The following is a 12112-nucleotide window of genomic DNA, read 5'->3' as shown; positions in this document are numbered from 1 at the left end:
CGGAAACGAAGAAAATTCAGAGCCGCTGCCGCGGCATGCCGCGCAGACTCACGCTGAAAGCCACGCCGTCGCCATCGTCGAGATTGCGTGCGCTGGCCACGCCGCCATGGCGCTCCGCCACCAGGCGCACCACGTACAGGCCCAGGCCGAGGTGCGGCGCGTCGCCGGGCGTGGCCTTGTCGCGCAGGCTGACCAGCGAATCGAACAGGCGGCCCTGCATCGCCGCGGGCAACGGGGGGCCTTGGTTGGCCAGCTCGATCTCGGCGCCGCCGTCGACGGCGCGCAGGCTGAGCCGCAACCAGCCGTCGGGCGGGGTGAACGACAGCGCGTTGTCGAACAGCTTGTCCAGCGCCTGCGCGATCGGTTCCGGCGCGCAATGCAAGTGCAACGGTGTATCGGGCAGCATGCAGTCCAGCCGTCGCGCGCCGGCCAGCGGCCGGTAGGCGTCGGCGCAGCCGCGTACTACCTCGCGCAAATCCACGTCTTCCGGCTCGGCGGCGGCGATCGCACGCTCCATGCGGCTGGCCTCGCTCATCGCGCGCACCAGCGCGCCCAGCCGCGCCACGCCGTCGCGAGCGCGGGCGAGATAGGGCTGTGCATCGGGCGGAAGCTCGGCCCGCTCTTGCAGGGCGTGTTCGAGGTTGTCCAGCGAGGACTTCACGATCGCCAGCGGCGTATTGAGTTCGTGCGACAGCTTGGACGCCAGCGTGCGCAGATAGTCGGTGTAGCCGCCTACTGCCTCGAACAAGCGCTCGAAGCTGCGCGCAAGATCGCCGATCTCGTCGGGCGCATCGGTCATCGGAAAGCGGCCGCGTTCGAACAGGCCGTCCAGACGTCCATCCGATAGTTGCGCGCGCTCGGCCGCGTTGCGCAAGCGCCCCAGCCGCAGACTGAGCCGGGTGGCGAACAGCAGCAGGATCGCGCCGGCCACCAGCAATACGCCGAAGCTGGTGAGCAACAGGCCGAGCAGCGCGCGGTTGGCCAGCAGCGGCACCGCGCGACTGGCCTGCTCCAGCAACAGCACGCCGACGAGCTTGCCGTCCTGTTCGATCGGTACCGCAGCGGAGAGCACCACGCTGCCGCGCTCCTCGCCGCTGCGCCACACGCTCACCGACTGGCCGGCACGGGCGCGCAGCACCTCGGGCGTGTCCAGTCGCGGCACGTCCTGCGCCCACAGGTTGGCATCCTCCAGTCGCGTGGCCAGCAGGGAACGGTAGACCAGCGCGGCGAACCAGCCCGGCTGGCCGTGCGCGCCGGGCGCGGTGTCCAGCTTGCCGCTGCGCGCCAACAACCAACCCTGCGGCGACAGCACACGCGCCTGCGTGCGCTCGGGCGCGAGGCTGGCCAGTTCGGTGGAAAGCGCAGACGAATAGTCCAGCAACGGCCGCAGCTCCACCGCCATGCGGTCGCCGCCGGCCTCCGCGACATAGGCGCCGATGCCCAGCGTCTGCAGTTGCAGGCTGCGTGGCAGGCTCAGCTCGATGCGGAAACCGCTGCCGTCCTCCTGCCATTGCGCGGGAAACTCCGCGGGCAGGCCAGCCACCGACGGCCCCTGCGCCCTGACCGTGATCGCGCCGGGCGCGTCGCTCTCCAGCAGGTAGCGCTGTTGGCCAGCCGCGTTGCCGAGCACCAGGTTGAGATGATCGGCGGCCAGCGCGTTCGCGCCGTCCATCGCGTCGCCGCGGGTGCGCCGGGTATCGCGCACCTCGGCGTAGAGATACAGCCCGCCGGCATCCCCCGCCAGCAACAGCTTGCCGCGCGTGCCGAATGGCTGGCTCCACGGCGTCAGCGGCGCCCAGTCGTCGCCATAGCCGTCCACAGTGATCGGATTGACCGCCTGCTCCACGTACCAGGCGGCGTCACCCTGCGGTAGCTCGGCATGCGTCACCACCAGGCTGCGCGCCACCGCGCGCGCCGAGGCGATCAGCGCCTGCGCCTGCCCTTCGCGCAGCAGCGCCTCCATCTGCCGCACGTACAGCCAGCCAGCCACCGGCAACGCCAGCGTGCACAACGCGACCAGCAACAGCTTGCGGCGCAGGGTCATGTGGGCACCACCGCAGTGGCGTGCGTTGCCAATACGCTGGTCTCAAGCCCCAGCGTCGCGATGATGGTCGCGCGCAGGTTTTCGACGTCGCCTGCCACTGCCCGCACTACGCCTTCGCCACGCACGCCACAGGCCGATGTGGCGATCACCGGCAAGCCGGCAGAAATGGCACGCAGCAAGGCGCGCGGCGCATGTTCGACGTGTGCAGGCAGCACCACCAAGTCAGCCCGGCTAACCCAGTCCTCGGCATAGCATCCATGGATCACATCCAGCCCCTTCCACAAAGCAACATCGTCCGACGGTGTACCAAGCACCAGCAGCTGTACAGACAACCCACGCAACGCAGCCGCGAGTTCGTACGCGCCCTTGCGTGCCAAGGCGCTCGCCGGGAACACCAGCAATGGTTTCGTCTTGCAGTCGAATGCTGGTCGCCGGGGTGACAACGGCATTTGCCACGGCAACTCGAGTACCGTCAGCCCGCGTTGACGCCAATAGTCGGCAACGTCGGCGTGCGCGGTCACGATACGACGCGCACCGCGCAGCGCCGACAATTCTGCCTGCGCCAGCACCGGCCGGACGCGGAAGTCGACCAGCGTGCGCGCGGCGGTGTTGCCCGCGTGCAGGGCATCGGCTCGATCGAGTCGGCGCTCGATCTCCTGCATCGGCAGCGCAGTGGCGAGCACGTCGTAGCTACGCCCACCCAATGCTCCCTGTAACCAAAGCTGCGGCAGCAGTCCCTGATCGACGACTAGATCGGTGTGCTCCGGTCGCAGCGCACGTGAATACGCCTGCGCCAGCCAACCCTGACCGTTGACGATGTTGGCTTGGCGTCGGCCGGGTCGCTGCGCATTCACCCGGAGCCATACGGCCCGGCGCAGGCTGGGCCAACCGAATAGCCGCAAGCGTCGATCCGCTTCAATAGCCCATAATGTCCAGTTGCCGTCCGGCGGGCGCAATCGCAACAGCCATCGCAACAGCTGACGCGACGGCACGGGTAGGAAAAGCTCGGCGGCCTCATCCCGATCGAGTAGCCATTGCCGGAGCTCCGGCGTACACGCGTCTAGCAGCCAAACACTTCGATGAGATAGCGCCTGCTTCCCTGACCGATGGCGAAAACAACTCGTCTCGTCACAGGTCGAACAGCTGCGTGCGGCTGGCGACGCCGCTACCGGCACACTTCCTGTGTCGGACTGTACAGAGGGTGGCACCAGCAGCGTCTCCTCGCTCCGGATATCCACCCGCAATTCGTGCCCGTCCAGGCTTACGTCGAGTCGCCACCGCACAGGCGCACGAATGCGCAGATCGACGTAGTTCCAGAATACCGTCGCATCAAGGCCGTCCTTTGGCGCGATGGCTTGTTCGGTGCGTGCGCCGTGCGCATGTCGCTCGACCAACGCGAAGCCAGCCTGCTGCGCACAGGTAGCCAAGGCGTTGGAAAGCTGGCAGATGCCTCCAGCCAAGGCTGGGATCACGCAGCCGGCGCGCACTTCGCGACCGATCACGAAGCCGCGCCGCCGATTGGGTCGGCCAAGCTGGCGCCAGAAACTCAGCGTCGCGCCGGCCGGCACCACCACACCGTTGAATGCCAGCGCTGCGATGCGCAGGTTATGCACCTTCCCAGCCACCAGCACAAATTCCTCGTCGCGCCCGTCCGCCCACAATGGCGTACGCAACCACGCACGCACCGGCGCATGTGCCAACGCCTCCCCTGCAGACCAGCACCGAGATCCGGGTTCGAACACGTTGCGCAGCACGCGCAAGCCGATCAAGGCGCGTGAGCGCAGCCAGAACGACATGGCATCAGCCCGGCTCGGCAGCTTTCGGCTTGGCGCATTCATCCTCTGCCTCGCACCGCGGCTTACTTCCTCACACTCGCATCGATCCGGCTCGCCCAAGTGCGGACCGCCAACAACGGCGATTTGCACAGCGCGACCAGCAACAGCTTGCGGCGCAAGGTCATTGTGCGTCAGGACTTCTTTGGCACAGGCGGCACAATATCGCGCTGGTACCGCGCGTCCGTCGCCACCCGCATGAAGGCATCGAGCAGCGGGCGCCGCGTGGCGTCGGCGTCGGCGAAACTCATCGACCAGCTCAGCCGGATCCCGCTGGTCTCGCCCGGGTCGCAGAACACCACCATGTCGTCGATGTGGTCGCTGCCCTGGTGCAGCACGCCCTGGCAAGGCATGTGCGGGTTGTGGATGGTGATGGCGGTGGACTTGCTCGCCGCGTCGCGCTGCAGGTACTGCTTGCGGTCGGCAGCCAATTCGTCGGCCAACGTGGCCAGCTTGCGCGGCCACACATTGAGCACCATCACGCGCTCGGGCTTGCCCGTCCATTCGCCCTGGTAGAGCACGGCATCGACGCCGATGGCCTTGGCGTACATGCAGCAGTCGCGTGTCCAGCCGGTCGGACTCGCCACCGCGATCGCCCAGGCCGGCGCGTTGCCGTCGCGCACGCCGTGGGCCAGCACGTCGCCGCTCTTGTCGGCGGCCTGCACGGCGAACACGCATGGCACGAGCAGGACCAGCGCCAGCAGGCATCGCCGCATCGCACTCTGGGTCACGGCCGCCACCGGTAACCCACGCCGTGCACTGTTTCGATCGCATCGAACTCCGGCGCTACCGCGATGAACTTCTTGCGGATGCGCTTGATGTGCGAGGTGATGGTGGCGTCGTCCACCACCAGCTCCGCCTCGCGCATCAGCTGGTCGCGGTTCTTCACGTGGCCGGGGAAGCGGATCAAGGTATGCACCATCCAGAATTCAGTGACGGTGAGCGGCACCTCGATGCCATTCCAGGTGATGCGCATGCGCTCGGATTCCATCTTCAGCGGACCGTGCTCGATCACCGTCTCGCTGGCCGCCGGTGCCTTCAGCGACTCGATGCGGCGGAACAGCGCGGCGATGCGCGCGGCGAGCTGGTGCAGGCTGGTGTCCTTGCTCAGGTAATCGTCGGCGCCCAGGCGCAGGCCAGAGATCACGTCGAAATCGGAATCGCGTGCGGTGAGGAAGATGATCGGCAAGGTGGCCGACTTGGCGCGCAGCTCGCGGCACAGGTCGAAGCCGCCCTCCGGCTCGTCGCCGAGGCCGATGTCGATGATCACCAGCTCCGGCAACTTGATCGCGAACGCGTTCGACGCCTCCCGCCGCGAGCCGTAGCCGCGGGTGTCGTAGCCGAAGCGATTGAGCGCCTCGACGTAGTTGGCGCGGATCAGCGGTTCGTCCTCGACAATGGCAATGCTGCGGCCCATGGGCGGCTCCCGGTGGCAATGGCGCGCAGCGTGCTATGCGCGCCGCTTCCATGCAAGCTTGAAAGTGCGCTTGCCCGCGAATTGCCCCAAGCCGCCCCGGGCGCGCCCCCGCCGTGCCGCGCGCCTCCATCGCGGCATGCTCGGATAGATGCACTCGGCATGGGGATTCCGTCAGGACCGCCCGCCACCCGGATCACGGGATCGAACCCGCGCCCGGGTGCTTCGCCGCCACTTCAAGAACCACTGAGGCCGCCTGCATGCCCTCGCCGCTTCCCTTTCCGTACCGCGCCGCGCTGCTCTCGGCCATGCTGGCCATCGCGCCGGCCATCGCCGCGAACGAGCACCCGCCCGCTGTCTCGATCCTCCAGCCGGGCGGCTACGAAACCGCGGACCTCGACGTCTCGCCCCTTCCTCGCGACGGCTGGCTTGCGCTGGTCAAGCGCGGCGGCCATTGGGAACTGGTTCGCACGAAAATCGACCTGGACCCCGAAATCCATTCCTCCAGCCAGCCCGAGGCGCTGGTTTTCCTGCACGCGCGCCGGCTTTCCGCCGGCAGGGTGCGCACGCTGGCAATGCAGTTGCCCGATGGCGTGGATCTGCCGGAAACCGCCGCCGACGGGAAGGGCAAGAACCAGCTCGCAATGCGGTTTGGCGCGCAACGCTACCGACTGATCCTGTCCGCGCAGGGCTCGGATGCCGGAAGCAACCTCGTCCTCGATGACGGCCGCACACGCACCCTGCTCGACACCGACACGGACTCGGCGCAGCTCATGTGGGCCGGCGATCTCGACCACGACGGCCGACTCGATCTGATCATCAGTACGGATCACGAGGACGGTCGCAGTGCGGACACCTGCCTGTACCTCTCGTCCGCCGCCGGAAAGCACCAGAGCGTGAAGAAGGTCGCATGCCAGAGCTTCAGCGGTTGATCGCCGGCAGGCACCCCCGCTAAACCCAGCCGCGCATCTCGAAACGTTTTGCCCGCATTTCGCCAGATTTCACCATCGATTTGTCCGCTTCCACCCCGCGAAAGCACGCGTCCGGTGCTTTCATGGGCTCAACCCCCTCCCAACCCGCGCCGCATGCCCATGAACAAGCCCACACCCGCTCAAGTGGACCCCAACGCCGAATTGCGCAGCTTTGAGCCGTTGCGGGTGACGCTGGCGCTGGGCGCGCTGCTGCTCGGCCTGCTGGCGGGTCTGCACTGAAAGCCCGTCGACACCCCCATTAGCCGTGGAAAGCGATGGCGGCCGTGGCGCAGGGAAGCGCTCCGGCCGCGGGGGCACGACGACCCCGAATCCCGATGCTGAACAGGCCGCCCCCGGCGCCCCGATCCCATCCACCCGATCCTCCAACATGGTGGTTCCTTCATCCCCTCCGCGCGAGGGGATTTTTTTGGGGAACCAATCCTTTCCGGACCGGGTCAGACTTGATGACCGGTGCCACATCCATTGCCGTGGATGGCGCCGATACGGCCACAGACCTCCCCTCCGTGGCCGTTCTATCCGCGCCACGGTGCCGGTCGATGGTGTCTCCTCGCACGTCACGCAATGACGTTTGCCCCGGCACGGCCCCGCCACGCCGGGGCTTTTTGCGGCCACCGCCTGCGGCAGGCGCCCTTCGAGCAACCGTGGCTTCAGCCGATCGCCGCGCGCATCGCCGCGATCTCGGCGCGGTAGTCCTTGGCGTTGAAGATCGCCGAGCCGGCCACGAAAGTGTCGGCGCCGGCGGCCGCGATCATGCCGATGTTCTCGGCGGTGACGCCGCCGTCCACTTCCAGCCGCACCGCCAGGCCGCGATCGTCGATCATGCGGCGTACGCGGCGCAGCTTCTCCAGCGCCATCGGGATGAATTTCTGGCCGCCGAAGCCGGGGTTCACCGACATGATCAGCACCAGGTCGAGCTTGTCCAGCACGTAGTCCAGGCAATCCAGCGAGGTGGCGGGGTTGAACACCAGGCCGGCCTGACAGCCCGAATCCTTGATCAGGCCGATGGTGCGGTCCACGTGCTCGCTGGCCTCGGGGTGGAAGCTGATCAGCGTGGCGCCGGCCTTGGCAAAGTCCGGCACGATGCGGTCCACCGGCTTCACCATCAAATGCACGTCGATCGGCGCGCTGATGCCGTATTTGCGCAGCGCCTGCAGCACCATCGGGCCCATCGTGAGATTCGGCACGTAGTGGTTGTCCATCACGTCGAAATGCACCCAGTCGGCACCCGCGGCCAGCGCCGCGGCGGTGTCCTCGCCCAGCCGCGCGAAATCGGCGGCGAGGATGGAAGGGGCGATGATCGGGTTCTGCTTGCTCATGGGCTGATTCCTGTAGGAGCGCACCCTGTGCGCGACCACTCTAAATGTTCAACGAAGCCAACGCATTCGCGCACGGGGACGCGTCTACTTGAAGCCTCTTTCCGCCTTGATCCGCTCGTAGGCGGCGTTGATCTCGCTGGCGCGGGCCTCGGCCTGCCTGCGCATCGCCTCGGGCAGGTCGCCGAGGCGGTCGGGGTGGTGCTCGGAAATCAGCTTGCGGTAGGCGCGCTTCACCGTGCGGTCGTCGGCGCCGCGCTCGATGCCGAGCACGACGTAGGGATCCGGCCCCTGTGTATTGCGTCGCGGCGGCACGTAGCCACCACCGCCGTAGCCCTGGCGTCCGCGCGTGCCACCCGTGTTCCAGGCATAGCCCTTCATCGCCATCAGCGCCATCAGCTCCATGTCGCTGACGCGCAAGGCGAACGCGAGCTGGCGCAGGATCGCCATCTTCTCCGGCGGCGGATTGCCCTCGGCGAGCACGGTATCGATCACCACGTCCAGCACCGGGAAGGCATGGTCGCGGCGCAAGCCGGCCCAGCGGCGCAGCTCGTCGATGGTCGGCGTCACGTCGAACTCCGGCTGCTTGCCGGCGTTGAAACTGGCGATCGCCTGCTGGCGCTGCGCGGCGTCCAGGCCCATGCGCGCCATCATGCGCTCGGCCACGGCGATCTCTGCCTCGGAGACGCGGCCGTCGGACTTGGCCACCGCGCCCAGCAGCGCGAACAGCGGACCGACGAAACCGCCCGCCTCCGGCGTGGCCTGCTTGCGCTGGCTGTGGCGCAGGTTGTCGAACACAAAGCCGAGGATGCCGCCGGTGATCGCACCGGGCAGATGGCCGATCAACAGGCCGAAGAAGGCGAACCAGAGCGTGTAGGTGAAGCTCATGGCGCGGATGCCGCGGCCGGGGCCTGCGCGCTGTACCAACGCGCCAGCGCATCCAGCTCGGCCGCACCGATGGGACCGATCGCGGCGCGCATCACCGGTGCGTCGCGGCGTCCGTCACGGTAGTCCTTGAGTGCCTGGCGCAGGTAATCCAGCCGCTGCCCGGCAAGATTCGGCGCGCCGGGCATCACGGCCATACCGGTTTCGCCATGGCAGGACGCGCACAGGCCCAGCCGCGACGGCTTCGCCACGGCGGGCGAAGCCGTTTGCGCCAGGCTCGGCAAGGCTACGGTGAGGCTGAGTGCCGCGGTCAGCAAAATGCGCATCGACGGGAGCTGGGGGCGAAAGCCGCCGATTCTAGCAGCGGCGGGCGACGCTGCCCGCCATGCGACGGAACACCGCCGATGCCAACCGCTACAATGAGCGCTTCCCTCCCCGCCACGGAACCGCCGTCGTGCCCACCACCTTGCTGCAATCGAACCTGCCCGGCCTGGAACTGATCCATCGCGGCAAGGTGCGCGATGTCTATGCGCTGGACGAGCATCGCCTGCTGATGGTGGCCACCGACCGTCTCTCCGCCTTCGACGTGGTGCTGCCGAACCCGATTCCCGGCAAGGGCGAGATGCTCACCCAGATCTCCAACTTCTGGTTCGGCAAGACCGCGCACCTGATCCCCAACCACCTGCTCGACGTGCCGCTGGCCGACGTGCTGCCGCCCGGCACCGACCTCGCGCTCTACGCGAAGCGCGCCGTGGTGACGCGCCGGCTGAAGCCGGTCCCGGTGGAAGCGATCGCGCGCGGCTACCTGATCGGCTCGGGCTGGAAGGACTATCAGAAGACCGGCGCCGTGTGCGGCATCGCGCTGCCTGCAGGCCTCAAGCAGGCGCAGCAGCTGCCCGAGCCGATTTTCACGCCGTCGACCAAGGCCGCGGTAGGCGACCACGACGAGAACGTCAGCTTCGACGCCGTGGTGAACCTGGTCGGCCGCGAGCTGGCGGAAAAGGTGCGCGACGCCACCTTGGCGATCTACCGCTGGGCCGCAGCGTATGCCACCGAGCGCGGCATCATCCTCGCCGACACCAAGTTCGAGTTCGGCACCGACGCCGACGGCAAGCTGTACGTGATGGACGAGATGCTCACGCCGGACTCCACGCGCTACTGGCCCGCCGACAGCTACCAGGTCGGCATCAGCCCGCCCAGCTACGACAAGCAGTTCGTGCGCGACTGGCTGGAGGCGCAAGGCTGGGACAAGACCCCGCCCGGCCCGGCGATCCCGGACGAAGTGATCGCGCGCACCGCCGCCAAGTACGCCGAGGCGCTGGAGCGCCTCGCCGGCATCCGGCTGGACTGATCCGATGCGCGCCTGGCTGCCGCTGGCGCTGGCCATCCTCGCCGAGGTGATCGGTACCTCGGCGCTCAAGGCCAGTGCGGGCTTCAGCCGCTTGTGGCCCAGCCTCGTGGTGGTGGCCGGCTACGGCACCGCGTTCTACTTCCTCAGCCTCGCGCTGCGGCAGATTCCCGTCGGCATCGCCTACGCGGTATGGTCGGGCATCGGCACGGTGCTGATCACGCTGATCGGCGTGCTGGCATTCCGTCAGAAGATCGACGCGGCCGGCGTGCTCGGCATCGCACTGATCGTCGCCGGTGTGCTGGTATTGAACCTCTGGTCCAAGAGCGGAGCGCATTGATGGCCACCCACGACGCAAGCCGGCGCAGCATGCAGGACTGGCTGGACAGCTACAGCAACGACCACCGCAATCCGGTGAACCAGGTCTTCCACTGGTGCTGCGTGCCACCCATCGTGTGGTCGGTGATTGCACTGCTGTGGGCCGCCCCGGTGCCGCAGGCCTACCTGCGCCCCGGCGCCTGGGCGGTGGCGGTGATGGTGCTGGCGTTCTACTGGTACTGGAAGCGCTCGCGCGGGCTGGCGCTGGCACTGCTGATTGCCTTCGCCGTGCTCGGCCTGCTCACCAACTTCCTGTACTGGAAGCTCGGCGCGGCCCATCTCTGCTGGCTCGCCGTCGGCGTGTTCGTGGTGGCGTGGATCGGCCAGTTCATCGGCCACAAGTTCGAAGGGCGCAAACCCAGCTTCCTCACCGACCTCGCCTATCTGCTGATCGGCCCGGCCTGGCTGATGGCCAAGCTGCTGCGTCGGCTCGGCTTCAAGCACGCCGTATGAACGCTCTGCTCACGCTCGTCAGCAGCCTGGTCTGGTGGGTGCTCTACGGCAGCATCGGCGCGCTGTTCTGCGCGCTGATCGCCTGGTCGATACTGCGCTGGACCGAACGCTGCAACGTGGTGTTCAACCGGGTCTATCTCGCCTGTTTGCTGTGGACGCTGCTCGGGATGCTGCTGGTGGTGGGCGTGGCCGCGTACGAGGGCCATCTGCACCCGCCGTTCCGCGCGCTGCTCTCTTCCGGGCTGCTGCGGTGGGCGCTGGTGCTGGACATGGTGGTGGGCGTGGCGCTGGTGTGGCGGCTGACGCCGCGGGTGGATGCGCATCGCGTGCGGCCGGGGAGTGCGTGTCTGGCGGTGGCGGCGGTGATGGCAGTGGGTTTCGGGGTGGCCACCAGCCTGGTGTGAAGGTGGGGAGTTTGAGGGGTTGAGCCGTTTTGCTGGTATCTGGCCGGGCGCAGGAAACTACCTGGCGTCGCCCGCGATTGCGCCGCTGATTTGCTGTCGTCGACATGAACCAACAGGAAGCATTCCATGCTGCTACGAATCGATCGTCTGCTCCCCGAAGACTTGCTCAAGGAACTGCAGACCCGTCTGGCCACCGCGGAGTTCGTGGATGGGCGCATCACCGCCAGCGGCAATGCGCGCATCGTAAAGAACAATACCCAGCTCGCCCCCGGATCGGCGCTCGCGGATGAGCTCGGCGAAGCGGTCCTCAAGCATCTTCGCAATGTGCACGATTTCGTCGGCGCGACACTTCCCCAGCGCGTTTCGCGGCCGATGTTCTCGGCCTACACGCAAGGCATGGAATACGGCCTGCATGTGGACAGCGGCGTACTGCAGACACGGCAGGGACCGATTCGCAGCGATATCGCGATGACGATCTTCCTTTCCCCACCGGAGAGCTACGAAGGTGGCGAGCTGCAGATCGAAGACATCGGACTCGGCAACCACCGCATCAAGCTTGCTGCGGGCAGCGCGTTTGCCTACCCGGCAACCAGCCTGCATCGCGTCGCCCCGGTGACGAAGGGCAGACGGCTGGCTTGTGTGCTGTGGATCCAGAGCCAGATCCGCGATCCGGGCCAGCGCCGCATCCTGGCCGATCTCGACGCCGCCGCCAACAAGCTGCGCGAACACGACCCGAACAGCCAGGAACTGAAGCTGGTGCTGGCTTCGTACCATAACCTGCTGCGACTCTGGGCCGACACTTGATGGGAAAAGCAGGGCGGCTCCTGATCCCAGCCAAAACAAAAAGCCCCGCCATTGGCGGGGCTTTTTGTTTTGGCTGGGAGACTAGGATTCGAACTAAACAGCTATCGGTAATCCCCCCGCTTTTAGCGCTCGCCAAAAGTGGAGCTAAGCGGGCAAGGCCAATTTCTGCATGGGTGTGATGCCGCCGAGAGCCATGTTCGGACGCTCGTGGTTGTATGTCCATAGCCAGTGGGTCGCCGATGCTT

Annotated in this window: 13 protein-coding genes; 6 read left to right on the top strand and 7 right to left on the bottom strand. The window is 67.2% G+C overall.

Annotated elements, in window-relative coordinates:
- Positions 1–16 precede the first annotated feature (16 nt).
- The 4 genes from ISP14_RS02775 to pdsR all read right to left on the bottom strand — a co-directional run bounded on the left by ISP14_RS02775 (position 17) and on the right by pdsR (position 5293).
- Positions 17–2044 carry an ATP-binding protein gene (locus tag ISP14_RS02775; protein ID WP_404536120.1) on the bottom strand — a complete coding sequence of 676 codons (2028 nt, stop codon included), beginning with the start codon at positions 2042–2044 and terminating at the stop codon, positions 17–19.
- Positions 2041–3840, bottom strand: a complete 1800-nt coding sequence (locus tag ISP14_RS02770; RefSeq protein WP_404536119.1) for a VanW family protein — start codon at positions 3838–3840, stop codon at positions 2041–2043. The genes ISP14_RS02775 and ISP14_RS02770 overlap by 4 nt, the downstream gene beginning before the upstream one ends.
- A gap of 170 nt (positions 3841–4010) precedes the next feature.
- Positions 4011–4607 carry a hypothetical protein gene (locus ISP14_RS02765; RefSeq protein WP_404536117.1) on the bottom strand — a complete coding sequence of 199 codons (597 nt, stop codon included), beginning with the start codon at positions 4605–4607 and terminating at the stop codon, positions 4011–4013.
- Positions 4604–5293 carry a proteobacterial dedicated sortase system response regulator gene (gene pdsR / locus ISP14_RS02760; RefSeq protein ID WP_404536116.1) on the bottom strand — a complete coding sequence of 230 codons (690 nt, stop codon included), beginning with the start codon at positions 5291–5293 and terminating at the stop codon, positions 4604–4606. The genes ISP14_RS02765 and pdsR overlap by 4 nt, the downstream gene beginning before the upstream one ends.
- Before the next feature lie 257 nt (positions 5294–5550).
- Here pdsR and ISP14_RS02755 point away from each other — a divergent pair, with 257 nt between their 5' ends.
- On the top strand, positions 5551–6222 hold the full coding sequence (locus ISP14_RS02755; RefSeq protein ID WP_404536115.1) for a hypothetical protein: 672 nt from the start codon (positions 5551–5553) through the stop codon (positions 6220–6222).
- A 707-nt stretch (positions 6223–6929) separates the two neighbouring features.
- Here ISP14_RS02755 and rpe read toward each other — a convergent pair.
- The 3 genes from rpe to ISP14_RS02740 all read right to left on the bottom strand — a co-directional run bounded on the left by rpe (position 6930) and on the right by ISP14_RS02740 (position 8806).
- A complete protein-coding gene (gene rpe, locus ISP14_RS02750) occupies positions 6930–7598 on the bottom strand; it encodes a ribulose-phosphate 3-epimerase (protein ID WP_404536113.1) in 669 nt (222 codons plus the stop codon).
- A gap of 84 nt (positions 7599–7682) precedes the next feature.
- Positions 7683–8483, bottom strand: coding sequence for a co-chaperone DjlA (gene djlA, locus ISP14_RS02745; protein WP_404536112.1), 801 nt, complete (start codon positions 8481–8483; stop codon positions 7683–7685).
- Positions 8480–8806 (bottom strand): c-type cytochrome, encoded by a 327-nt coding sequence (locus ISP14_RS02740; protein WP_404536110.1) that lies wholly within the window; start codon positions 8804–8806, stop codon positions 8480–8482. Before ISP14_RS02740 ends, djlA begins: the two co-directional genes overlap by 4 nt.
- Before the next feature lie 128 nt (positions 8807–8934).
- Here ISP14_RS02740 and ISP14_RS02735 point away from each other — a divergent pair, with 128 nt between their 5' ends.
- The 5 genes from ISP14_RS02735 (at position 8935) to ISP14_RS02715 (ending at position 11867) form a co-directional block, all read left to right on the top strand.
- Positions 8935–9831: a phosphoribosylaminoimidazolesuccinocarboxamide synthase gene (locus ISP14_RS02735; RefSeq protein ID WP_404537104.1), complete on the top strand. Its 897-nt coding sequence runs from the start codon at positions 8935–8937 to the stop codon at positions 9829–9831.
- A 4-nt stretch (positions 9832–9835) separates the two neighbouring features.
- Positions 9836–10168, top strand: coding sequence for a DMT family transporter (locus tag ISP14_RS02730; protein WP_404536109.1), 333 nt, complete (start codon positions 9836–9838; stop codon positions 10166–10168).
- Positions 10168–10659, top strand: a complete 492-nt coding sequence (locus ISP14_RS02725; protein WP_404536108.1) for an Mpo1 family 2-hydroxy fatty acid dioxygenase — start codon at positions 10168–10170, stop codon at positions 10657–10659. The genes ISP14_RS02730 and ISP14_RS02725 overlap by 1 nt, the downstream gene beginning before the upstream one ends.
- A complete protein-coding gene (locus tag ISP14_RS02720) occupies positions 10656–11063 on the top strand; it encodes a hypothetical protein (protein ID WP_404536107.1) in 408 nt (135 codons plus the stop codon). The genes ISP14_RS02725 and ISP14_RS02720 overlap by 4 nt, the downstream gene beginning before the upstream one ends.
- A gap of 126 nt (positions 11064–11189) precedes the next feature.
- Entirely contained in the window at positions 11190–11867 is a 678-nt protein-coding gene (locus tag ISP14_RS02715; protein WP_404536105.1) for a Fe2+-dependent dioxygenase, read from the top strand.
- Positions 11868–12112 lie beyond the last annotated feature (245 nt).

Source organism: Dyella agri (assembly GCF_044904705.1).
GTDB classification, from domain to species: Bacteria; Pseudomonadota; Gammaproteobacteria; order Xanthomonadales; family Rhodanobacteraceae; genus Rhodanobacter_A; species Rhodanobacter_A agri.
This window is presented reverse-complemented; position numbering and strand designations above follow the sequence as displayed.